Below are 24,867 nucleotides of genomic sequence, written 5' to 3'. Positions count from 1 at the left end.
TGTATCAGTATAATATTTTAGCGGTCAAGCACTAACTTTCCGAATCATGAACTCCCAATACTTTTTCGCATTCTGCCACATTTCTTCATCCGTATCGCCTCGGTAAAGATACTCTTCGTATTTTTCTGTGAGCCAGCGCATCTCGTTTGTCGAGAAGAATGAGTCCACATAATCGGCATAATCGCGCAGTGTTTGGCCTTTCTCTCTCTTCAGTCCGTATCTTTCCAGCTGCACCAATAAGGCAATATAAGCTTTCTCCATGTACTTGTTTTGCTTTTTATACTTGTAGAGAAGGATATACAGGACAGGAAGCCATCTTCCTCTCAACCTATACATGATTGCGGCGAACACAGCCAGTACGAGTAATGTCAGGAAAATCTTCTGCAGATTATCCTTCAGGAATGCTCCTGCGTTTTTCAGGCCTTCGGAAAAAGAATCCTTTGGCTTGTCAACCTGCGCCTGCTCTTCTGGCAGTTCCGGTTTTTCAGGAGCAGCAGGTGTTGTATCATCCTCTTCTTCTTGACCTGTCTGGGTTTGTGAATCGTCTTTATTGTCATACTCAAATTGAACGTTGTTTGAAAAACCTTGCGTCGGCTCAAACGGAACCCAGCCGACACCAGGGAAATATCCCTCTACCCAGGAGTGGGCATTGTTGTTTGTAACCTCGTAAAGACGGCGTCCATTCTCAAGTGTATCGATATATTCGCCTTCGGTATAGCCCTTTACCCAGCGCGCTGGAATGCCAACCGAACGCATCATGACAACCATCGATGTCGAGAAGTTGTCACAATAGCCACGCTGAGTTTCAAACAGGAATTGGTCGACATAATCCTGGTCCTCTTCCGGGACAGCAACAAGCGTTTGATCATATACAAATTCGTTTGAGCGGAAATACTTCTCAATCGCCTGCGCTTTTTCAAGCCAGGTCACTTTGTCCTTCGTTATTTCCTCAGCCAGCTCCACTACCCGCTCTGGAAGCTCTTCTGGTACCTGTGTGTATTTAGAGACGAAGGCAAACTCTGTAGCCAGCTCTTCAGGTCCGGCTGCCTTGAGCTTTTCTACACTGTACACCGGGTGGTCAAAGGTAAGCGAGTATGGCCCAATTGAACCCTCTTGTCCATCAGCGATTGATGTGATTTTTTCTGTTGTTGGATCAAGACTGAATTGGAGGGTGGTGTTCCCTGCGGATGCCTCCACTTGTGTTACCCCCAGCGGATAAACAAGGTGCGGATAACCGATCTTCGGGGTGACCCTGCTCGTACGCTGTTCCGTTTTAACTTCCTCTTCAAAAGGCTGCATCGGAATGTTTTGCTCAGTTAAAAATTCTACCGGCATGGCTGTGCCTTTGTCTGCAATCCATCCTTTCCCCGTATAAACATCCTTTGTCTCAATCCGCCAGTAATGACGTCCATCTGCTTCAGCAGTAAAAACGACCCGGTCGTCTCCGATGAACGGCCCTCCCAGAGCAGTATCATCCGTTCCGTAGCCGACTTTTTTTACGCCGCCATTGCCTTCGCCTGACTCCTCATTGTACGAGGTAATGAACGGGACAGGGTCTGGCCAGATCGGATCAGCCTTTGGAGCTGCATAGCCAATCCCCACACTCAAGACAATCATGGCCACAAGAGGTATCATCCATTTTTTCGCACTTTCGAGGTTCTTCTTCACTACTTCCCTATCAGCAATCCGGTAATAAGCCAGCATCCCCATCACAGCAAAACCCGCAATGACTGTCCTGACGATCGCCGCATCCGCTTCATAAGGACTGAATGTATCCAGAACCGTTATATAAACCAGCGTCATGAAGAAAAACACGAAAATTTGTTTCCTGTTGATCAGCCAATATTGTATCAAGTATGCCATCAGCCAGAGCAAGGTAAAGAACAACAATGTCCGAAACACATTCGAAATTTCAGTCCATTCGGCATTGATGATAACCCCTGAATTCACGATTACCTCATTGAAGAGCTGCCCAAACCATTCCAGGCTGAAGAAGGTTCCTTCATAATACATAAAGTGAATGGAATAAAGGATGATGATGACTTTTATGAGAGCAGACGGCAAGATTGGCATATTGAAGTAGGACATCATCAGTGAGACAAACACAAAACCTAGAAAAACACCTAAGTGTCCAGTATCTGTCAACTCCTCCAATGGCCGCAGCCACTCCCATAGCAGTAAAAAGCTGAAAATATACAGTAAAAAGAAAGTGACGTCTTTTTTGGATTTATCGATCCTCAACCTCTATTCACCTCCGAGAAGGCTTCCGCGAACTGGCCGTCATGTACCATGACAAGCCTGATTCCCCTGGCATTTGCCGAGGTTCTTAAATTCTTCTCCGTTTTTGTCGGGGATTCTTGGCCATTTTTAATCAGGAAAATGCTCACTGATGCATTTCTTTGATTATAGAAGGCAGCTTTTTCAATCAACTCTTTCGTCAGTTGGGCGGTAATCAGCATAATTGAATTGTTCTGCTGCGCTAAAAAGCTCTCTGCCTCAAGGACCCGGTCAAACGATACAGGACTCCCATCCTGAATTTTAGCAAGGTGATGGAGAAGCTGTTGCTGGTGAACTTCCCCGCCGCGTGCCGGAAACGCCTTGCGCTCAGCGCTTAACGTCAACAAGCCCACCTGTGCGCCTTTTCGTAAAATTGCCCTGATAACCGAAGCTGTGTAAGAAACGATGACTTCAAAACGAGGTTCAGGGGCACAATCCATTAAAATGACCACATCATGTGACTGCCTCTGTTCAAATTCCTTCGTCATAATGTCATTCCGTCTTGCAGTCGCCTTCCAGTTGATCCACGAAAAGCGGTCTCCCGGCTGGTATTCACGAACCCCAATTGCCATTGACGTATCACGCTGGACACGCTCCTTCGAGGCGGTCATCCCCTGGTCAAAATGATGGGCAACCGGCCTATATACCATATCCTGATAAGCAGGATAAACGAGAATCTTGTTTTCAACTGGCAATACCTTTTCTTTTTCAATTAAGCCAAGCGGGTCCCCTGTTTTCAACTTGATGCCTATTAATGTATGCTCACCTCGAGGAAGGTTTTCAATGGAATAGTCAAAACCAAATACCCGGTTGAATCCAGGAAACAACATCGTTTTCGCCTTTTGCAAATCCCTGTTCCCCGTAAGTGTATCACCGGCCTCTTCTTCCCCGATCGCATAAAACAGCGGGAATCCCATATTCCTTTCAAGCACAACGCTAGCCTTGAACTTCTCGCCAGCGTTATATTCCTGTTTCGTAAACACCCTTTCCGCCTTGATATCCTTGATGGAATAAAAAGCGAGACCCAGGGCATAGAGAGCGAATGGCAAGAAACTGTAAAACAAGAACCAGCTGACAAATCCTCCCTGGAACATGGCATAGGAAAAGGTGATCAAGATCAATAACAGTAAAACGATGAGCTTCCAAACTTCTTTGAACTTTTGGAAATACTTTTTCATATTACTTCACGAGCCTCTGGACCGGTACAGACACTCTCGCCAACACTCTGTTGACGACATCCTCGGTTGTAATCCCCTCGAACCTGGCCTCTGATTTTAAAATGATCCTGTGGGCGAAAACAAATGGAGCCAGGTACTGAATATCATCCGGGATGACATAATCCCTTCCATAAATGAACGCATACGCCTGGGCAGCCTTCATCAAAGCGATCGATCCACGAGGGCTGACACCAAGATATACACTTGAATGTCCGCGGGTCCGGTTAGCCAGTTCCACAATATATCGCTTAAGTGTATCGTCTACTACCACTTCTTTGATACTCTGCTGCAGATCGCGCAGATCTTCAAGTGATACAACAGGCTGCAAGTCTTCAATCGGAAGATTCCGCTGCGCCCGGTTCAAAACTTCCATTTCCTCTTCCGGTGCAGGATATCCCATTTTCATTTTTAACAGGAAACGGTCTAGCTGTGCTTCCGGCAGTGGATACGTACCTTCATAATCAATCGGATTCTGTGTCGCCATGACGAAAAACGGCTTACCGAGCAAATGGGTCACACCATCTACCGTCACACTATGCTCTTCCATTCCTTCAAGCAGCGCAGACTGGGTCTTCGGAGAGGTTCTGTTGATTTCATCGGCAAGAATGATATTGCCCATGATGGGACCCGGCCGGAATTCAAACTCCATCTCCTTTGGATTATAGATCGAAACCCCTGTCACATCAGATGGCAACAGATCTGGTGTAAACTGAATCCTCCTGAACTTGGCGCTGACAGACTTCGCCAGTGCTCGAACCATCATTGTCTTACCGACTCCAGGCACGTCCTCAAGCAGCACATGGCCGCCGGCAAGCAATGCAATCAAGCTTAGCTCCGCCACATTACGTTTACCCGTCATAACCTTATCAATATTTCCTAGAATTCTTTCAACTGTTGGATTTATCTGATTCCGCACCGAAATTTCCCCCTTAAAATCTATTTATCTACGTTAACTAATACTTTTTTACTCCAATATGTCTATATTCGCTATTTTCTGTAAAAATCCTGTAATACGCAGCATGAAAATATAACCACTTAGTGATAGACGAAAGGTTGCGGAGGAAGGTTTCATGATAAAAATAAAAAACGCAATCGACTCGAGCTGCTCAAAGCTAACGCTTCTCGCAAGATCATCAAGGAAGCAAACTCAAGTATGAAAACTGACTAGGCTTTGGAGCTAGAAAATTCTCGAGGTGAAATTTTATCATGAAATAAAAAAACGGCCTCGTCTCGAGAAGCCGTCATCAACTTTTATATGAATTCTATTTAACTTGCAGCCTTCGGAATCGCACCCATGCCCTCAAGGATGATCTTCGCATCGTTATTCAAATATGCTTCGATATCATTCCGTAAAAACAACAGCGAGTGATCCCTGACGATTACCTTCAAGCCTCTCAAGTCAAACTTTGAAGCATAGCTATTCACTGTATTGATGACCGCCATGTCTTTCCTTGTGAGCGGCTGATGCCCAGCTTCCATCCGTTTCGTCAGAAACTCAAGCAATTCCCTCGCGTTTGACTTTAAACGGCTGCGATTCTCGTTCAGGACTTCGATGTTCTCTTCCATATACATTCTTGCGGCAGCAAAATCGAGCTCCTCGACACAATTGTTGATCCTGACAATCAAGTCCAATACGTGCATTACTTTCTCCTCCTGGTGTACAAACTCTGCTTATCTTTTATATCGGCCTGTAATTCTGCCACTCCATCATTTATGTATAAATTAGTGAATAAGGCATAGGGTTCTGGATTGATTGTAGGTAGAACAGGCTATATTAGGAGCGTGGCTGCATAAGGGCACATTCCATGGATTAATGTACCCTTATGCACCAGGTTTCACTTACATAAGGGCTCATTTCTTGGCTAAATGCACCCTTATGCATGATGTTCGGTACGGGTAGTTCCGTCAATCTGCCATTCATGAGCGGCAGCTGGTTTTCACCAGCTGCCGCCTCCTTCTTTATCTATGAGTCTTGCCATTTTCATCAACATAGACTGATTCAATCATGGTCCTTTCGAACGGCTTACCTTTTGCATCAACTCCCGTGACTTCTGTGGTTAGATTGTATACACCTGGCTCAGTGAGATCACCATCCAGCACCTTGCCTGCTTTCGAGCCTTTACCTGCTTCTTTTAACTTCTTGTTTCCATCCCGGTCATATTTGATCCACTTTGTTTTATAGGAAGCTTTCACACTTTGATTTTTATCCTGTTTCAATTCAACATCAAGAGGACTGTCGATGCTGACCACTAGCAGGTATGCCGCAGCTGGTCCTGTTACGTTCCATTTTCCAGCCGCTGGTTTTGCGATATCAAACGTATGGACCCAGGCTCCTTTAAAAAAGTCACCTTTATCCTGTTCGATTTTTGCCGCCTTATACTCCTGTCCATCTGGCCCCTTCAGTTTGAGCGAAGTCAATTTCTTTTCACTAAGGAAAGCCATCTGGAAGCCTTCTGCTCCATCTTCAATCACGAAACTTTCCTTGATTGCTTTTTCAGCTTTACCGCCTTTGACAATCTGGTTTGTATCGGGTTCTGTCACCATGCTCTCAGCTGCTGAAAATGCATTCGCCACTGCTGGCTGTTCTGACATTGTATATGGCTTGAATACTGAAAAAGTATGTGAGCCTTCTCGAATGGTCGTATGGTTCCAGGCACCTTCCCGGACGATTGTTCCGCCCGGCAAACGGGAGCTGGCGACTGTGACAACACCGTCATTGGAGCCATAGCTGCTCAAATACAAGCCTCCCCAATATAAAGCGCTGCCGAATGAGCCCCATTTATAACCGCCTAATGTATAATAGCGGTTCTTTGCAGAGTTTGAATGGCTATCTGTAATGCTTCGGAAATAACTCATATTCCCCGTCTGGAGGGATCGAGTGGCATCATTATTGTTTCCCAGCAAAGCGGCCAGCCACCAGGCTGAGCTGCTGTGGGCTAGGTCTGACAGCTGTGTGCCACGATGCGGAGAGGACAGGGTGATGACATTTGATACATACTGGTGCGCGCCAGAATGGACAAGCGCAGCCTGGGTATCGACTCCGCCTTTGCTGTGGCCAACTACGACAAGCTTCTTGTTGCCGAAATACTCATAAATCTGCTTCAGCTTGCCAGCCAGCATCGCGCCGTTCTCCCACATATCCCTTTCCGGATACAGATCGATGAATGCCGTTTGATAACCATTGGTCAGCGCGGTTTCATACATATCATTGCCATCCCACCAAACAGACGCCGAACTGTTATACCCATGAATGAAAACAATCGGCGCTTTTGCAGGATCCACCCATGAAGGGTTAGAACCTAGGTACCATGTTCCTGGTGTCCCTGAAGAACCACCACCAAAATCTCCCGCTTTTGCAGCAACCGGCACCATCAGCATTAAAACCATCAATAATGACATTATTCTCTTACTCCTTCGCAAACCCATACCCCCTTTTTTTTCACATCGTTAAAAAGTATTATGTTCTTGTGCTAATTAGAAGGGTATTTCGGTTTATTTAGATTAGGAAAATAGTAGTATCTGGTCAGCTGCATAAGAAATGCGCAAGCGCCTTGGTCAGCCCCGACAAGCGCTGGAGGGCCGACCAGTGAAGTTGTTTTTTGACTTCATTGGGCGGACCGAAGCGACTCGAGGGGCTAGGCGCTGGAGCTGAACATTTCTCGAAGTAAAATTTATACTTTCTTTTTTTATTAAGAAGGGCCTGCCAAAAACCTGACAGGCCTCCTCCTTTTACTCTCCAACAATCTTTGCGTCCTTGAGCATGTCTTCAGTCAAGGTAATTCCTTCCTCTTCTCCTGCTTTCTTATTAACGATTAGTTCCAGGTTTTCAGGAAAACCGACAGGTACTTCGCTTGGCTTTTTACCCTTAAGGATCTCTACTGCCATTTTACCAGTCGTGTAGCCTAAGTCATGATAATCAAATCCATAGGATGCGAACGTTCCGCGTTTTACTGAATCCCCATCGCCGGAAAAGGTTGGGATGTCCTTGTCATTTGCTACCGCGATGACAGATTCAAGCGCAGCCACAACAGTGTTATCCTTCGGTATATACAGTACGTCGACACGGCCGACCATCGATTCAGCCGCCTGCTTCACTTCAGAGCTTGTTGATATGGTTGTTTCCACCGCTTCTAGTCCTGCTTCCTTAATCGCTTCCCTTGCATTTTTCACATTTATGACAGAGTTCGGCTCACCATTGTTATAAATGATCCCGACCTTTTTCGCATCAGGGACAAATTTTTTGATTGCAGCGATTGTATTCTTGATGGCATTTGGATGAGTATCAGATGTTCCAGTCGCATTTCCGCCGGGCTTTTCCAGACTTTGTACAAGCTCAGCAGAGACTGGATCGGTTATTGCAGAGAACAGAATCGGTATATCCTTCGTCGCTTGGACTACCGCCTGGGCACTAGGTGTCGCAATCGCTAAAATAAGATCATTCTTATCCGAAACCAGCTTTTGGGCAATCGATGCATTGTTATTCATGTCACCCTGTGCATTCTGGTAATCCAGCTTCAGATTCTTGCCTTCTTCATAGCCTGCATCCTTAAGAGCAGCAATAAAGCCCTCTCTTGTCGCATCCAGAGATGGGTGCTCGACAATCTGCGTAATTCCAATCTTAACCATCTTCTCTTTCTTATCTCCGCTCGCCTGATTACTTCCGCCGCCGCACGCCGCAAGCATGAGCATAGCCCCACTTAATATAACTGCCAAACTCTTCTTCATCCTTTACCCTCCCCAAATTCACGAAATTGGTTATGTATCTTCTTGGTGAATTAAAAGCAGTAGGTCCCCCTTTTTGGTTTATTTTTATATAATTTTTAATATTCTGATATTAACACGTACCATAAGGGTAGGACAACTAAAACTTTCAAAATTGTTATCTAAGGAAAAATGAAATAATAAGACCCTTTTACTACTTCCTGATTAATAATGCGTCAAGGAATATCGAAAGCAAAAAGGACCCATCCCCAAAGGGACAGATCCTTATTTATTATTATACTCTTGAAGGCTTGAAAGCTTTTAACCTCAATGCATTCAATAATACTGATACCGAACTTAGACTCATAGCCGCGCCGGCAATCATTGGGTTCAGCAAGGGTCCGCCGAACAGGTAGAGGATACCCATTGCGATTGGGATCCCTATGACGTTATAGGCAAATGCCCAGAACAGGTTTTGTTTTACGTTGCGGATGGTTGCTTTGCTTAATTCTATTGCAGTCGGTACATCCATCAAATCGCTTCTCATCAGGACGATATCGGCTGACTCCATCGCGACATCTGTTCCGGAGCCAATGGCAATCCCGATGTCAGCCTGTGCAAGGGCAGGTGCGTCATTGATGCCGTCTCCGACCATTGCAACCTTCTGACCCTCATCCTGGAGCTTTTTGACTTCATTTGCTTTGTCTTCTGGTAGGACTTCGCTCAAAACGCGGTCGATTCCGACTTGTCTGGCGATTGCTTCAGCTGTGCGTTTGTTGTCGCCGGTAATCATTGCGACTTCAATCCCCATTTTATGAAGCTTTTCAACAGCCTTGAGACTGGTTTCTTTTACCGTATCAGCTACTGCGATGATTCCGGCAATTTTACCATCCCTTGCGATATACATTGGTGTTTTGCCTTCGTTAGCCAGTTGGTCAGAGGTCTCTGCCAAATCGGCGAGTTCGATTCCACGGTCATCCATTAGTTTGCGGTTTCCAAGCAACAAGTTTTGACCTTGAATCATTACCTCGATTCCGTGGCCGATAATTGCATTAAATCCTTCTGTTTTTGCCAGGCTGAGACCTTTCATTTGAGCCTCCCTGACGATCGCTTCGCCCAGTGGATGTTCAGAACCCTTTTCAGCGGACGCTGCAAGGGTGAGAATCTCCTCTTCTGCGATGCCATTAACCGTGACAATATCAGTCACAACAGGTTTTCCCTCAGTGATCGTACCTGTTTTATCAAACACGATGGTATCAATCTTGTGGGCAGTTTCCAGTGCTCCGCCGCTCTTTATGAGCACACCGTTCTCGGCCCCTTTACCCGTACCGACCATAATAGCAGTAGGGGTCGCCAGACCGAGCGCACATGGGCAGGCAATGACAAGTATCGAAATCGTGATCGTAAAGGCGAAGAGACCCGTCTGTCCTCCGAAATACCAGGCAAGACCCGTAAGGATTGCAAGTACTATGACGATTGGAACAAAAATTCCCGAAATGATATCAGCCATTTTTGCGATCGGCGCCTTTGATCCTTGTGCATCTTCAACTAGCTTAATGATTTGGGAAAGAGCTGTATCCTTTCCGACCTTTGTTGCTTCATATCGAACCGTCCCGGTTTTATTGATGCTGGCACCGATAATGTTAGAGCCAACTGTTTTTTCGACCGGAATGCTTTCTCCTGTCAGCATCGCTTCATCTACAGAAGTCGTTCCCTCGACGACGATCCCATCTACCGGCATCTTTTCCCCAGGTTTTACGATTATGATATCGCCAACCTGGACTTCATCGACAGAGACTTCCACTTCTTCTCCATCTTTTAAAACGATAGCTGTCTTCGGGGCGAGACCCATCAACTTCTTGATTGCTTCAGACGTTTTACCTTTTGAAAGTACTTCGAAGTATTTACCCAGTGTGATTAACGTTAGAATAACCGCCGCTGATTCATAATATAGGTTGCCCGCGTAGTTTTCATCGCCAAGGACAATCATGATTGTTGCGAACAAACTATAGAGAAATGCCGCGCTAGTTCCCAATGCAACGAGTGAATCCATGTTAGGATGCCGCTTAATCAGTGTCTTAAAGCCGACTGTGAAAAAGGGCTTCCCTAGATACATCACTGGAATTGTCAGGATCAGCTGGACAATTGCAAATGCAGCCGGATTATGCATCGGGTCAATCATCTCTGGAAGCGGCAATCCGAGCATATGGCCCATTGATACAAGTAGCAATGGGATTGTAAACACGCCTGATATCCAGAAGCGTCTCCACATTTCCTTGATATGCAATTCCTTTTTCTCTCTGTCTGCATCAGCAGAATTCTCAGCGCCAATATCCTCTTGTGCTTCATAGCCGGCATCAGCAACTGCATTCTTGATGTCAGCCACCGTAACGGCGGCCGGATCGAATTGGATAACCATTTTTTCTGTTGCCATATTTACATTTGATTCCATGACTCCATTCAGTTTCCTTGTCGCTTTCTCAACCGACTGGACGCAAGATGAACAGGTCATCCCGTTAATGATGAAGGTCTTTTTTACAACATCTGTGATTGCCTTGTAACCCGCACCCTCTACAGCATCCTGGATGTCTTTTATTGTCAGCGAATTTTCATCGAAATTGACCTTTAATTTTTCAGTCGCCAGGTTAACACTTGCTTCCTGCATGCCTGGCAGTTTTTTCGCAGCCTTTTCAACAGACTGAGCACATGATGCACAGGTCATGCCTTCAATCGTCAATGTTTTTTCAGTCATCTTATATCAGCCACCTTTTGGATGTGGATTTAGATTCATATCCAGCTTCACGAACCGCCTGATTCATCTTATCTATTGTTTGTTTCGAATCATCATATTTCACTTTTGCCGTACCCTTCTTTAAATCCACCTTGGCTACTTCTACGCCAGGGAGCGATTTCAGGGACTTTTCAACCTTTCCAACACAGTGTCCGCATGTCATACCATCTATCTTCAATACGATCTTTTCCATTCATAAACACTCCTTTAATTTAATGACAATCCATATCATGATTTTCTTTACAATGGCACTGACCTGGGACGCAATTGCAGACAATCAGCTCTACTGCATCCTTTTTCTTTGATTGTAAAACTTCCTCAAGCATCGCAATATCGTCATGGCTCAGTGTCGCTTCTGCAATGAGGTCGGCGATTGTTTTTCCTACCGCCGTATTGCAGATGTGATTGAATAATCCGGCTTTCAGTGATTTTAGGCTTTCTTCCTCACTGACAGCCGCAGTGTATATAAATTTATTTCCTGACGTCTCTGTGTTCAAGGCGCCTTTTTTTACGAGGCGGCCAATAAAGGTTTTCGTAGTCGCAGGCTTCCAGTCTTTCTTATCCTGAAGCACATTGATGATCTCTTTGCTGGTCGCCGTCTTGCGCGTCCAAACGACCCTCATTACTTCCCATTCAGAATCAGTAATCTCTAACTTTTCTTCCTTTTGCATGGCCAGCACCTCTTTCGTTTACAACTGTAATCGTTTTGTATTTATAGTTTACATCCGTAAACGATTATTGTCAACCGCTTTAATCCCAAAATATTTTTGATGTTTTATAAAATGGATGATACCCATTGCAGTATTAGGTAAACTGTTTAAATAATGACTTGTCTACTTTGCTGCTGTTTCAGAAGTCTCCTCGAATGTTAGAAAAAGCAATACTCAATGCGTAATCTGAAATTTATTAAGCAAGCCAGGAGCCTTTTTCGATTAGCGGAAAGGCAACAGAGTTTACGAAACAAGCTCAATAAAAAAAGGTCCCCCTCCAGTTGAGTAAACTGAGGAGAGACCTGTATTGGCTGTTAGCAATCTGTAGGGTAATTCCAACGCGACACATTTATACCGGACTTGGATCTGGCTTATCTTCTTTTTTCAACAATTTCCCTTTTTCCTTTTTCGGCTTTTTTTCAATGACCTCCGATTTAAAATCTTTTAATATCGAAAATGACATAGCAATCAGTACAAAGGTTAATGGAAAGGCACTGACGATAATGGCTGTTTGCATAGCACTCAGTCCGCCTGAAAGCATTAATACGATAGCAGAGGCTGATAGAAAAAGTCCCCAGATAATTTTGACCACATTTGGAGGGTTCAAATCTCCTTTTGCTGTTTGCATCCCTAAAACGAATGTCGCTGAATCTGCAGAAGTGACAAAGAATGTAGTAATCAACAATAATGTTACGACAACTAATGCACCGGAGAATGGTAAAAGATCATATACATAAAAAAGTGCTGTTTCTAAGTTTTGCCCTGCTATGTTAGCACCTTCAAAGTACTCGAAGTAAATAGCAGTACCTCCAAATATCGCAAACCAGAAGGCACAAACTAGTGTAGGAATAACGAGAACGGCAATCATGAACTCTCTAACCGTCCTTCCCTTGGAAACACGCGCTATGAATGTACCAACGAAAGGTGCCCACGCGATCCACCATGCCCAGTAAAAAATCGTCCAGTCCTTTATCCAGCTCGCTTGTTCTTCATTAAATGGAGTGAGTCTTAAGCCCATGCCTGGCAGGTTTTGCACGTAACTTCCAAGCGTTGTTGTAAATAGGTCAAGGACAAATCCTGTTGGACCCAAAATTAAAAATGCAAAAAGCAAAATGACGGCCAACACTAAATTGGCATTGCTTAAATACTTAATCCCCCTCTGCAGACCAGTGCTGGCAGAAAGCAGAAAGAGGACAGTTACGATTGCGATAATAATTAGCTGGATCGTGAAGTTGTTTGGTACCCCGGCTACATAGTTAAGTCCCCCATTAATTTGTGCTGCTCCCAACCCTAAAGATGCTGCTACACCAAAAATCGTCGCAAATACCGCGACTACATCCACGATGGTTCCAATCGCTCCTTTTGAGCGTTCTCCTAATAGAGGAGTAAGAGTTATACTCATCAGGCCAGGTTTCTTTTTCCTGAATTTATAGTATGCCAGGACAAGCGCGATGACAGCGTAAATAGCCCAGGCATGAAAACCCCAATGCAGATAGGTGTATCTCAAAGCAACTTTTGCTGCCTCAGGTGTGCCCCCTTCACCAATAGGTGGATTCGCAAAATGAGAGATAGGCTCCGAGACTCCAAAGAATAGCAACCCGATCCCCATACCAGCACTGAATAGCATGGCAAACCATGTTTTTCTGTTAAAGTCTGGTTTGTCGTCATCTGCTCCTAATTTTATTTTTCCATACTTGCTAAAAATCAAAAATATAGCAAATAGCAGGAAGAAAGAAGCTGCCAATTGATAGAACCAGCCAAATGAATCTAAAAAGAATGCCTTGGTTTGATCCATTACTTCACCTAATTGAACAGGAGCAATCACTCCCCAAATCACAAATCCACTCGCAAGAACGAGAGAAATCCAGAACACATTTGATACCTTATTCAATTCAGCCAACTCCCCATGATCGTTTTCCAAAAAGATATCGTTATGTTTCCCGAAATCCATGCTTCGATTCATTTCTGCCAAAAGGGAGTAATTAAATTCCCAAAATTCTGTACAAGTGTATATTATTATGTATTTATTAAGTTACCAATAAGGAGTATGATAGTATGTAAAAAGGAATTTCGAGACATACGAAAAAGTCCTGAACAAAGAAAGAGGTTTCCAAATGAATGCAGCTTACTCTCCAACCAAAGAAACAACTAAAACAAAAGTTCTAGTCATCAATGCACTTTTTATTGCATTGACTGTCGTAGCAACTATGTTCATCAACATCAGGCTCCCGATCATGGGTAATGGAGGCCTGATCCATATGGGCAATATTCCTCTATTTATTGCCGCTTTCGTCTACGGCAGAAAAACAGGGGCGATAGCAGGAGCGTTCGGCATGGGCTTGTTCGACATTATCTCAGGATGGGCATTATGGGCACCGTTCACCTTTGTTATCGTCGGCGCGATGGGCTATGTAGCCGGTTTGATGGCTGAAAAAATGCCTGGCAAGAAAGTGTTAGTATACTCTCTGGCAGTTTTCGCTGCCCTTGTCATTAAAATCGTAGGCTACTATTTTACTGAAGTAGTCCTTTACGGCAACTGGATCCAGCCATTCGGATCAATTCCAGGCAATGTAATGCAGGTATTGATTGCAGGTCTGATCGTCATTCCACTTGCAGGACGCATGAAGAAACTATTATAGAATAAGCAACATAAAAACCCCCTATGGAGTTTGCTCCTCCATAAGGGGTTTTATTATATGTAATCATTTATCCGCGCGCAGATAATAATGGTCTCAATTCCTTTAATTCGACCTGATAATTTTGTCGAATGCCAAATCAGAAATTTGTAGATATTTCTCGGGAAATTGTTGAACTTTGAAAGTAGAATTACCGATTTCCGGAACCTTACTCTAACTTGTCTGTCTTGAGTCTATAACTTCATTTCAAATAGCGTATCGTCAGGAGATATATGACGCTTGCCAAGCATTGCACCAACCACACTTGTTATATCGGCCAGCAATACGCTCCGTGACACAACAGGAATATCGCTTAATTCAAGCTTTCTATAACACTTTATTTCCTGAATATCGCTGTTAGCCATCCCCATTTTCTTTTCTGGATTTCTTCTTCCAGACGTTTGTTAAAATCATTTTGGGAATTCCACTCACTCTTTTGTTCCTCCCGCATTTTTTGTATCTCTTTTTGTAGAAGTTCACTTCTCTCTCTTTCCTGCTGCAGCAAGCTTTCGTAATGGGTATTTTGCTGTTCAATGAATCTTTCAATCTTCGAATTTGTTCTTTGTGCTGAATTTCCGATACTGGAGCTGATCACATGATGGTCCTGCTGTAGTTGGGAGACATTTGTTTTCAACTGGGCCATATCGTTTTTCAGCTGGACATTCATTTCACGTGCGGCTGCAAGTTCATTTGCGACAAAAAGAAAAAGCTCTTTTAATTGATTAGGGTCCTGCGGCAGATGATCGACTGTATCGCCAAGCGCAATTTCCGTTCCATTCGGCCCTTCCAATCTTTCCTTTTGCTGTTGCACGAGATCCTTAGCCGTATCATCCAACGGCTTGTCCGTATCGCGCAGCGCTATAAGCGCTTGAATATCCGATAGAACAAAGATACGCCGGTCACCATCTTTCAAGAACTCGTAACCGTTTCGTTCCAGAATTTGACCGTACTTTCGGACAGTGGGTGTAGCAATCCCTACTTCTTCCGCCACTTCTTTTGTTGAGAATGCTTGTTCATTCGGTTGTATATCGATTCGCATATCGCACCTCCCATACTTCAAATAATGACAAATTCCAACTAAATCCGCAAGAGTCATATCGCCTATTGTAGCAGATATATCGCAATTTTCATATCGTTTAGAGAGTAATTTTCACCAGTAGAAACAAATCTTAAAAGCGAGTTACAACCATTGCAGAATTCCAAACTTACTTAACGAAGCGATATACAAATAGGACCTGTAAAAATAGACAGGTCCTTTTCAATAGATTGCTATACGTTTGTATATCGCTAATGAACGTTTTTTATTTCTTTTCCACTTCATACCCCACAATCAATTCCTCAATAGTAGCCGATACATCTTGTAAAACGCTCTCCCATTTCTCTATCAACGATGTGCTTAATCCGATATTGAACCTTATCTCCGAAGGCTCCACTCCGATGAGAAACCCTTTTATAGATTCTTTCTGCAGATACAACAGTTGAAATAGATGAAAATTATGTGGGGAAATATCTAATTCATGGTGTTGGTGTAAATCGGAAAGGGGATAAACCGTAAGCTTTCCTGGCGTGACTCCTGAACATACTGCATCAACAATGATGACTAATGAAGCGCCCATTATCTGCTCCATGCAATAATCAATATCCGATTCACCAATCAAAAAAGAAATATTAGTTGTTCGATTCCTTTTGGATAGTTGCTCAATCAAATAAATTCCGATTCCATCATCCATCATAAGCTGATTGCCAATGCCTAAAACGATTATTTTCTCCATTAAAACACCTTTATTGTTTTTACTTGGTTTCCTGAAGTGTATACATGAGTCGCACATGACATACAAGGATCAAAGGAACGAAGAATCCTTCCAATTTCGGCAGGTTTATCTGGATTTTGGACATGTGTCCCGATCAATGCTTCTTCAGCAGTTCCTCTATAACCGTTTTCATCACGAGTCGAAAAATCCCATGTTGAAGGAGTAATAATTTGATAGAATGAAATTTTCTTATTTTCTATTTTAAGCCAGTGTCCCAGGGCACCTCTCGTCGTATCGACCAATCCCCTTCCAGATGCCGATTCCGGGAGTTCATATTTTTTTTGCACATCCACTCCTGGTATGATCTGCTGGAGCAGGATTTTCATTACCTCTGCAATCTTTTTTGCCTCCAGTGCCCTGGCAATCGTTCGATCCATCGCAGAGATTCCATTATTATATAACCCGCTCAATATTAATCTTGCCAGCGGTCCAACCTCAAAAGGGAGACCGTTATATCTTGGCGCTTTTACCCATGAATAGGCATCCTTCTTATCCATATTTGGCTCTGTCATACCTTCACTGGGTGCATACGCACTTTCCACTGATGTAAAGTAAGAGTAATCAATTTTCTCGCGAATTTTACTTTCGTCAAAAACCTGTATCCCTTCGGTGGTCAATACAAGTGGATCAACATATAAGGTCCCAAGCTCTTTATAATTGTTAAAAGAACCATATGTCAGTAAGTTCCCGTATCCTCCGCCTAACTGAAAATACTCTTGATAATATCTGGCAATATCATATACATCGGGAATCATTTTTTCATCAATAAACGCAGATACTTTCTGTAAAATCGAATCCAAATGAACAACCTTTTCTGCAGTTGCCTGTGTGGTAATTCCTCCGATGAAGACTCCATGATTATGAGGGGCTTTTCCTCCTAGTACTGCTAACATTTGGTGAGCAAGCCTGCTGATTGCCAGAGACTCGAAATAATGTTTGGCAATCCGCTCATTAATCTCTTTTGGCAATCGGAAATCATCATGATCTGTTTGGAATAAAGCATTTTGTTCTATTTTCACAAAGTCGGGAACTGTATATTGGTAAAAATGCCGAATATGATTTTGCAGGAACTCGCAGCAATGAATAATATCTCTTAAATACTTCCCTTGTTCCATTGGCTCAATATTTAGGGCATCCTCTAGTGCTAAAGAAGATGCCATCGAATGTGCTGCTGAGCAGATCCCGCATATCCGCTGGGTAAAATAAACGGAATCAAATGGACTTCTTCCAATCAGCATTTGCTCGAAACCTCTAAATAAATTGCCTTTTGTCTTTGCATCCACCACTTGATTGTTTTCTACCGTTACATCAATCTCCATAAAGCCACTGATTCGTGTTAACGGGTTAATCACAATTCGCTTATTCATCCTTCACCACCCTTGTCGTGTCATAACTGATAAATGGGGCCATCGCATCCGGAAAACCAAACTGAGCACAGCCGATACATGGAGTATCATCCCCTATCGGCCAATTGACATGGCCATTCCATTGTCTGGTTGGACAATCCACTCTCGTCACAGGACCCCGGCATCCAAGCTTGAATAGACATGTTTTATCTCCTAATTTTTCAGCAAAAATTCCCCGGTCAAAAAATGGTCTTCTCGGGCAGCGATCATGAATGAGAGTACTGTAAAACATCAGCGGGCGGCCCAAATTATCTGTTTCTGGTTCTCCATAAAGGATAAGGTGAGCCAGTGTTCCTAAAAACCAGTCAGGATGGACGGGACACCCTGGCAGTTTAATCATCTTCTTTTCTGGAAGAACCGTTTGTAAGCCCACTGACTCAGATGGATTGGGTTTGGCAGCAGAAACGCCTCCATGTGTCGCACATGCACCAACAGCAAAAATGCTCGATGCCTTTTCTCCAAGCATCTTGGCTGCCTGCAAACCAGTTAGCGGTTTTCCGTTCCAGCTGCCGATGATATTGTAAAGTCCATTATTTTTTAATGCGACCGCTCCCTCAACAGCTAAAATGAAATCATCATCCAATGCATCCATTAGTTTTTCAATGGCTTGTTCTCCTTCGGCTCCCATTAAACTATTACTGTACCGAAGATTTACCATTGAATTTAACGCATATTCAAAATCAGGGTTCTGGCCATTTAGCAAAGAAATAATATTTCCAGAGCAGCCGTTTAATTCTAAGTACACTAAGTTCCTTTTCTTGACCAAACCACTATCAATTCGCTGAATAATTGTATTTGTAAGCCGTTCAGCAATTGCCTCATTCGTTAATGGCTCAGGTGGCAGGATCGGTTGTTTCATTGCACTAACCTCCCAACCACTGGCAGCATCGTCAAGATGGACTGTTGACCTGCATGGCAGGAAGTGAATTCCTGAGTATACTCTTTTCCGGAGACTAAACCAAAATGGGTAGCCGCTGCCCACGCCCGGTTGTTCGTGACATCATAGACGGTTCCATTGACAGCAACATAAGCAGGTCTTCCGTTTTTACCGTCGAATGTTGCTAATTCTTGTATAGTAAAAAGTCGTTGATTGTTCGATTGGGTATTTTGATTTGGCAAGGGAGTGATTGGCGGGATTTGTGGCTGATTAGTATTTACCGGCTGCTGCATTACTGGCATATCTGGTAAAGTGGAATGTTTTAAGGCTTGATTAGCCAACAGTTCACTTAAAAACTGAATGGAAGAAAGTGAATCCCATAAACGTTGTAAGATTTGTTGTTTTACATAGGGATCATTCGTTCTGGATAGTGTATATAAATCATGCCGTGCCTGAGTAACAAGGTGATTCAGCTGTAATCTGATTAACTCTGTGTTGTTCATGACTTCCTCTCCTTAAGGCGGCTTCCTCATATCCTATGCGTCAGCCCATGAATAATTAACATATTCTAGGCAAAAGCATTCCTGAGAGACGCTGCAACCTGCGCGTTGTTCCAAAAGGAGTCTTTAACAACAGTTTGCCTGCATCCATTGAGGAAACCTGGCCAATCACACTGGAGTTTCTCCCTAAGCCATTTTTCTTTAGAATTCCGATCGTTTTCTCTACAGAGTTTAAGTCTACAATGATTACAACTTTCCCCTCATTAGCTAGATAAAGAGGATCGTATCCTAAAATATCACATGCTCCCCGCACATCCTTCCGCACTGGGATAGCAGCTTCTTCAAGCTCGATCGTCACACGAAAGTCATCACATATCTCGACAAGAGTAGTCGCCAGTCCACCTCTTGTAGGATCTCTCATGATTCGAATACCACCAACTTCATTTGTAAGCTCTTGAATGAGATGACTAAGGGATGCACAATCACTCGTGACATCGGTCATCAATCCCAGCTCCTGGCGAGCGCTTAAAATAGAAATGCCGTGGTCGCCTATTGTGCCGCTTATGATCACCGCATCACCTTTTTTAATATCTTCCGGGTTCAGCCGTAGCTTCTCATGCATTTCCCCAATCCCTGTTGTATTGATGAAAATGCCATCTACACCTCCCTTTTCGACCACTTTTGTATCTCCGGCAATAATCTGGACACCCGCCCGGTCCGCCTCTTCTGCCATACTTTGGACAATCCTCTTCAAATCGGGGATGGGGAAGCCTTCTTCCAGAATGAATCCTGCTGTAATAAACCGCGGGATTGCTCCACTAACAGCTAAATCATTCACTGTTCCGGCTATGGCCAACTTTCCTATATTAGATCCAGGAAAGAAAATTGGCTTTACGACAAAACTATCTGTTGTCACGGCAATATTTTTTTGAGAAATTGTCAGAATGGCAGAATCCAATTTAGTTTGCGCTCCATGGCCAAATGACTTAATGAAAATATCTTGAATAAGCTGGTGAGTAAGTTCACCACCCTCTCCATGAGCTAAACCAATCTTCTGCACCATGTCTAATCCCCTCTCATGTATTGGTAATGAGCCGCACAAGTTCCTTCTGTTGAAACCATACAAGGACCAATCGGCTGGGTTGGTGTACACCCTTTATTAAACAAAACACATTCTTCAGGTGTGACCAACCCCCTGATGATTTCACCACAACGACATTTTGTTTTCCTTGGCTCTCCAACAGTTACCTTGTACTTCTTCTTCGCGTCAAATTGTGCGTATTGGTCTTTAAGGACAAGCCCGCTCTTGGGAATCATCCCCATACCTCTCCAATCCTCATCATCAAGTTTCAAATATTTCTTCAGTAAATTTTGAGCAAGCAGGTTCCCTTCATCTTTTACAACATATTTATAGTCATTTATGACATCATGCTTATTCTCAACCAAGAGTTGCAGTATTCTATAGATGCCGCTTAGTAATTGAACCGGTTCAAACCCGGTTATAACCCCGGATATTTTATAGTCCTCAACTAAAAACTCAAAGCTCCTCTTGCCTAATACGACCGAAACATGACCAGGTAAAATAAAACCATCCAATTTGACCTCCCCTGAATCAAGAAGGGCTCTCATAACTGGTTCTACCAATTTAGTTGTCATCCATACACTATAATTCTTCAACTCTTTTCTTTCTGCTTCGCGAATGGCGAGAGTTAAAATTGGAATCGTAGTTTCGAATCCGATCCCCAGAAAAATTACGTCTTTATCTGGATTTTCCTCTGCAATTTTTACGCTATCCAGCGGAGAGTAGATGACCCGAATGTCTTTGCCATCCGTTTTTGTTTTCATTAGACTGGCCCGGGAACCTGGCACACGCATCATATCGCCAAATGTACATAGGATCCTGTTGGGCCCTTGAGCTAATTGAATCATCGCATCAATTGATTTTTGGTCTGTCACACATACGGGACATCCGGGACCAGCAATCAGCCTGACATGATCCTTTAATCTCGTTTTTATTCCCGATTTGGCAAATGCCATCGTATGTGATCCGCACACTTCCATCAAAACTGGTATTCTTCCATGTTCCTTTTTGAATTCCTCGGCTAATTCGATAACGGCTTCAAGTGACCGACTTGCTAATGTCGAATCAGAAAATGCCTCCATACTTTCCATCCAAAACATTCCTCCACTCTTCGATGCTTTCATGAGCATATTTCTCGTCTACAACCGTCATCGCCTGTCCGGCATGGAGCAATACATAGTCGCCTTCCTTTACCTCCGGAACAAATATGATGCCGACATACATCCTCGAACCCATAACATCCACTAGAGCTGTTTGCTCCTCAATCTCGATAACCTTTGCAGGTACGCCTAAACACAAATTTATACACCACCTTACGTTTATGTTAAATAGAATGAGAAGCGATAATCATTTGTCCTAATGATAAGCCGCCATCATGACAGGGGATACTTTTATGTGTCTTAACCACAAACCCTTTATTCTGGAGCTTTGCTTTTATCTCTTTCTGCAAATAAATATTTTGGAACGTGCCTCCTGACAGCATGACGGTCCTGTTCATGTGTGGATTCATTTTTACTAATCTTGCAATCATCTCCACACAGCAGGAAACAATGGTTGAATGAAAAGTGTGAATGATTTTGGCCGTACTAACATCGTTGAATTTATCCTGGATGATTTGAGAGAGCATCGGAGAAAGGTCTAGTTGAAGTTGATTTTCCTGGTTTGTTTTTAGATGGTATGGATAAATTTCAGCCGAATGTTCCGTTTCGTTTGTCATATAATCCGATAATCTGATTGCCGCTTCTCCTTCATATGTGGAAGATAAGCAAATCCCTAAAATTGCACTGACCGCATCAAATACTCTTCCGCAAGTACCAGCCTTAGGCGTATGAATTTGATTCGTGATCATCCTCTTTAGGATGTTGATCTCATTGACTTTGTCAGGGAATAGTTTCATAGCCATTTCGATCCCCTCGTCTTGCCAATAATGATGCAGCATCCCAACCGCATTTCTCCATGTTTCCTTCACAGCCTTTTCCCCGCCTGGAAGCGGGGTATATTCCAGATGGCCAAGACGTTCAAAGGAATGGGCATTGCCGTATAAAAACTCAAACCCCCAGATGTTCCCGTCATCGCCATAACCTGTTCCATCCAGGATAATACCGATACATGGTTCCACTATCCCGTTATCCTCCATACAGGAGACAAGATGTGCATGGTGATGCTGAATGGGTATGACGTTACATTCATATTCTTTTGCCAGTGCCGCTGACGCGTACAGAGGATGCTTATCAATGGCTATATGTTTTACTTCTGTATCCAGCCATGTTAGATAGTGATGAAGCTGGTTTTTAAGAAAATGAACCATCTCTTCGTTGTCGAGATCACCTATATGTGCACTGATCACAATCTCCTTTTGCTTCCCAATGGCAAACGTATTTTTTTGATTTCCCCCTAAAGCAATGATTCCGTCCACTGCTGATTCCGTATGAAAAGGATCTGGCACAAAACCCCTAGCCCTCCTCTGATATAGCATTTCCCCATCGCTAAACTGGACGACAGAATCATCAATTGGAAGATGAATATCACGATTATGAGTTAATAGATAATCATATAAGTGAGCTTGTACGGATTCTTCTTTGTATGGGATCGGAAGTCCTGAAGGGTTCGCACTAGTCATGACCATACACTCCAGCCTGCTAGTTTCAAATAGCCGATGATGCAATGGAGTATAGGGCAGCATGACTCCAATTGTCGTTAAACCTGGTGACAGCATTTCCGGAAGGGTGCATTCCTTTCTTTTCTGCAGCACCACAATCGGCATGACTGGACTCGTGAGCATTTCCTCTTCTTCTTTTGAAAGATAACAATGCTTTTTCACAACATCCAGGTCTCTTGCCATAAGGGCCAGTGGCCGACGAGGACGATTCTTTCTTGCTCTTACCTCTTCGATTGCCCTCTCTTGAAGAGCATCACATGCCAGATGATAACCGCCGATTCCTTTTATTCCAACTATATGGCCGCCACTGATGAGTTCACCTGCATCAAGTAGCGCTTGCTCGTCCTGTGCCGCTAATTCTCCGCTTTGATGATATAGACTAATGACAGGCCCACAAGCAGTGCAACATATTGGCTGAGCGTGATGCCGCCGATTCAGCGGGTTTTCATACTCTTCATGACACTGATCACACATCACAAATTCACTCATCGTTGTATTGGGACGGTCATACGGCAGGGCCTGAATGATCGTGTAGCGCGGTCCGCATTGCGTGCAGTTTATGAATGGGTACTTATATCTCCGGTAGGATGGATCATTCATTTCTTCCAGGCAATAATCGCAAATGGCAGCATCCGCTGATACCCAGGGTAAGGACTGAGCTTTTATTTTCTTGCTTGGAAGTATAGTGAATTCTTTAAAATAGACAGGGGGAATATCATTTACAGTTATTTGGCTAATTTTTGACAGCTGTGGCGGCGAACATTTTAGTTCTTCTAGAGCTTTTGCTAGATGGTGTTCTTTTCCTTCTATAATCAGAATGACATGATCAAGATTGTTCTGGACAGTTCCAGTTAAGTGAAACTTCTTGGCAAGCGAGTATAAGAATGGACGGAAACCGACTCCCTGCACTCTTCCTGTCACTATGATGCTTAATGCTTTGTACATTGAATATACGATTCCTTTATCCAATTGACCCAGTCCTCAAGACCCTCACCTGTCTTGGCTGACAAGACCTTTAGCTGTGCCGCAGGATTAATAAATTCCAAATCTTGTTTCGCTTCCTCCACATTGAATGAGACATATGGAAGGAGATCAACCTTGTTGATAATCGTAAGATCAGTGCGTCTGAACATCACTGGATATTTTGGGATTTTATCATTGCCTTCAGGAACACTTAATACAACGACTTTATATTCTTGTCCTAAATCATAGCCTGACGGACATACAAGGTTTCCAATGTTTTCAATAAAGAGAATATCAATATCTTCTAACTCAAATTCCGGCAAAACCTTGGCGATCATCCTTGCGTCAAGATGACAGCCTCCCACTGTATTAATCTGAATGGCTTTTATCCCTAAAAAACGCAATCGTTCCGCATCACGGTCTGTAGCCAAGTCCCCTTCAATCACCGCCACTGTAAAATCATTGCGCAATGCTTTTATCGTTTCTTCCAGAAGAGTTGTTTTTCCTGCACCTGGCGAACTCATGATATTAATGACAAGCGTTTTATTTCTGTTAAATGCTTCTCTATTATAGTTAGCAGCTAAGTTGTTATCCTTCAGCACATCTGCTTCGAGTTTAATTTTCATCGTAGTCCTCACTTCCTTCATAGGATTCAACCCTGAAAGTTTCACCGCTCACAAGCAGGCTGCCAGGAATTTCGCACTCTGGGCAAAGCGCAATCCTATAGTCAGGGCAAAATTCACATTTACAAGATTGACAACGCGCTTTTGCTTCTTCCCGGATAATGTGCAGCTTACTATCTTCACTAATCAAACTGCCTTCCTGCCTTTGAAAAAACATAAACGCCAGCTCCAATGCATCAGGCAGGACATTCGATAAATCACCAACAATGACATCAATCTTGCTCACTTTTTTAAAACCTCTTGCAGCAGCATCCTCTGAAACTATTTCCATGATTTCTTTCATAAGTGACATCTCATGCATTTTGATCACCTTCCACAACATGCTTCTTAACATTTTATGCCTGTCTTTATGGAAAAGAACTGTGAGCCTTTGGATGGTGGCTGGAACAAAAATAACTCCCCATACAACATTGTTAGGGAGTTTCTGTATTGAGATCGTCCACTCGAAAAAATTATGGAGCCGCCTCATCATATTGAGGATAAAATATTTTCTATAAGCTCAAGAAATAAAAAAGA

Annotated in this window: 22 protein-coding genes; 1 reads left to right on the top strand and 21 read right to left on the bottom strand. The window is 43.4% G+C overall.

Annotated elements, in window-relative coordinates:
• Positions 1-24 precede the first annotated feature (24 nt).
• From AC0VX7_RS01550 to AC0VX7_RS01505, 10 genes are all read right to left on the bottom strand, one after another.
• A complete protein-coding gene (locus tag AC0VX7_RS01550; RefSeq protein WP_475426354.1) occupies positions 25-2,241 on the bottom strand; it encodes a transglutaminase TgpA family protein in 2,217 nt (738 codons plus the stop codon).
• Positions 2,238-3,455, bottom strand: a complete 1,218-nt coding sequence (locus AC0VX7_RS01545; RefSeq protein ID WP_475426353.1) for a DUF58 domain-containing protein — start codon at positions 3,453-3,455, stop codon at positions 2,238-2,240. Before AC0VX7_RS01545 ends, AC0VX7_RS01550 begins: the two co-directional genes overlap by 4 nt.
• Before the next feature lies 1 nt (position 3,456).
• The gene (locus AC0VX7_RS01540) at positions 3,457-4,410 is read right to left on the bottom strand and encodes an AAA family ATPase (protein ID WP_475426352.1); all 954 of its coding nucleotides are present in this window, start codon (positions 4,408-4,410) and stop codon (positions 3,457-3,459) included.
• A 350-nt stretch (positions 4,411-4,760) separates the two neighbouring features.
• The gene (locus AC0VX7_RS01535; protein WP_215036640.1) at positions 4,761-5,135 is read right to left on the bottom strand and encodes a hypothetical protein; all 375 of its coding nucleotides are present in this window, start codon (positions 5,133-5,135) and stop codon (positions 4,761-4,763) included.
• Positions 5,136-5,453: 318 nt separating this feature from the next.
• Complete coding sequence (locus AC0VX7_RS01530) at positions 5,454-6,893, bottom strand: esterase/lipase family protein (protein WP_475426351.1); 1,440 nt, start codon at positions 6,891-6,893, stop codon at positions 5,454-5,456.
• A 330-nt stretch (positions 6,894-7,223) separates the two neighbouring features.
• Positions 7,224-8,219: an ABC transporter substrate-binding protein gene (locus AC0VX7_RS01525; RefSeq protein ID WP_475426350.1), complete on the bottom strand. Its 996-nt coding sequence runs from the start codon at positions 8,217-8,219 to the stop codon at positions 7,224-7,226.
• A gap of 271 nt (positions 8,220-8,490) precedes the next feature.
• Positions 8,491-10,947: a heavy metal translocating P-type ATPase gene (locus AC0VX7_RS01520; RefSeq protein ID WP_475426349.1), complete on the bottom strand. Its 2,457-nt coding sequence runs from the start codon at positions 10,945-10,947 to the stop codon at positions 8,491-8,493.
• A gap of 1 nt (position 10,948) precedes the next feature.
• The gene (locus AC0VX7_RS01515) at positions 10,949-11,179 is read right to left on the bottom strand and encodes a heavy-metal-associated domain-containing protein (protein ID WP_475426348.1); all 231 of its coding nucleotides are present in this window, start codon (positions 11,177-11,179) and stop codon (positions 10,949-10,951) included.
• 19 nt (positions 11,180-11,198) lie between these two features.
• Positions 11,199-11,657 (bottom strand): CopY/TcrY family copper transport repressor, encoded by a 459-nt coding sequence (locus AC0VX7_RS01510; protein WP_215036635.1) that lies wholly within the window; start codon positions 11,655-11,657, stop codon positions 11,199-11,201.
• A gap of 388 nt (positions 11,658-12,045) precedes the next feature.
• Positions 12,046-13,587: a glycine betaine uptake BCCT transporter gene (locus tag AC0VX7_RS01505; protein ID WP_475426347.1), complete on the bottom strand. Its 1,542-nt coding sequence runs from the start codon at positions 13,585-13,587 to the stop codon at positions 12,046-12,048.
• Between the two features lie 223 nt (positions 13,588-13,810).
• On the opposite strand from AC0VX7_RS01505, the gene AC0VX7_RS01500 reads away from it, so the two are divergent.
• Complete coding sequence (locus AC0VX7_RS01500) at positions 13,811-14,335, top strand: ECF transporter S component (protein WP_475426346.1); 525 nt, start codon at positions 13,811-13,813, stop codon at positions 14,333-14,335.
• 373 nt (positions 14,336-14,708) lie between these two features.
• Here the strand turns inward: AC0VX7_RS01500 and AC0VX7_RS01495 are convergent, their stop codons facing one another.
• The 11 genes from AC0VX7_RS01495 to AC0VX7_RS01445 form a co-directional block, all read right to left on the bottom strand.
• Entirely contained in the window at positions 14,709-15,410 is a 702-nt protein-coding gene (locus AC0VX7_RS01495) for a hypothetical protein (RefSeq protein WP_475426345.1), read from the bottom strand.
• A gap of 262 nt (positions 15,411-15,672) precedes the next feature.
• Positions 15,673-16,143: a hydrogenase maturation protease gene (locus tag AC0VX7_RS01490; protein WP_475426344.1), complete on the bottom strand. Its 471-nt coding sequence runs from the start codon at positions 16,141-16,143 to the stop codon at positions 15,673-15,675.
• Positions 16,143-17,549 (bottom strand): nickel-dependent hydrogenase large subunit, encoded by a 1,407-nt coding sequence (locus tag AC0VX7_RS01485; RefSeq protein ID WP_475426343.1) that lies wholly within the window; start codon positions 17,547-17,549, stop codon positions 16,143-16,145. Before AC0VX7_RS01485 ends, AC0VX7_RS01490 begins: the two co-directional genes overlap by 1 nt.
• A complete protein-coding gene (locus tag AC0VX7_RS01480) occupies positions 17,542-18,447 on the bottom strand; it encodes a hydrogenase small subunit (RefSeq protein WP_475426342.1) in 906 nt (301 codons plus the stop codon). Before AC0VX7_RS01480 ends, AC0VX7_RS01485 begins: the two co-directional genes overlap by 8 nt.
• Positions 18,444-18,968, bottom strand: coding sequence for a cytochrome b5 domain-containing protein (locus AC0VX7_RS01475; RefSeq protein WP_475426341.1), 525 nt, complete (start codon positions 18,966-18,968; stop codon positions 18,444-18,446). The genes AC0VX7_RS01480 and AC0VX7_RS01475 overlap by 4 nt, the downstream gene beginning before the upstream one ends.
• A gap of 55 nt (positions 18,969-19,023) precedes the next feature.
• The gene (hypE, locus tag AC0VX7_RS01470; protein ID WP_475426340.1) at positions 19,024-20,028 is read right to left on the bottom strand and encodes a hydrogenase expression/formation protein HypE; all 1,005 of its coding nucleotides are present in this window, start codon (positions 20,026-20,028) and stop codon (positions 19,024-19,026) included.
• Positions 20,029-20,030: 2 nt separating this feature from the next.
• Complete coding sequence (gene hypD / locus AC0VX7_RS01465) at positions 20,031-21,137, bottom strand: hydrogenase formation protein HypD (protein WP_475426339.1); 1,107 nt, start codon at positions 21,135-21,137, stop codon at positions 20,031-20,033.
• Positions 21,112-21,345, bottom strand: a complete 234-nt coding sequence (locus AC0VX7_RS01460) for a HypC/HybG/HupF family hydrogenase formation chaperone (RefSeq protein ID WP_475426338.1) — start codon at positions 21,343-21,345, stop codon at positions 21,112-21,114. The genes hypD and AC0VX7_RS01460 overlap by 26 nt, the downstream gene beginning before the upstream one ends.
• A 25-nt stretch (positions 21,346-21,370) precedes the next feature.
• The gene (gene hypF, locus AC0VX7_RS01455) at positions 21,371-23,674 is read right to left on the bottom strand and encodes a carbamoyltransferase HypF (RefSeq protein WP_475426337.1); all 2,304 of its coding nucleotides are present in this window, start codon (positions 23,672-23,674) and stop codon (positions 21,371-21,373) included.
• On the bottom strand, positions 23,635-24,294 hold the full coding sequence (hypB, locus tag AC0VX7_RS01450; protein ID WP_475426336.1) for a hydrogenase nickel incorporation protein HypB: 660 nt from the start codon (positions 24,292-24,294) through the stop codon (positions 23,635-23,637). Before hypB ends, hypF begins: the two co-directional genes overlap by 40 nt.
• Positions 24,284-24,652: a hydrogenase maturation nickel metallochaperone HypA/HybF gene (locus AC0VX7_RS01445; RefSeq protein WP_475426335.1), complete on the bottom strand. Its 369-nt coding sequence runs from the start codon at positions 24,650-24,652 to the stop codon at positions 24,284-24,286. Before AC0VX7_RS01445 ends, hypB begins: the two co-directional genes overlap by 11 nt.
• Positions 24,653-24,867 lie beyond the last annotated feature (215 nt).

This window comes from Mesobacillus sp. QJM3NY_10 (assembly GCF_056173465.1).
Note: the sequence above shows the minus strand (reverse complement) of the source record. Positions and strands in the feature narration are given on the sequence as shown.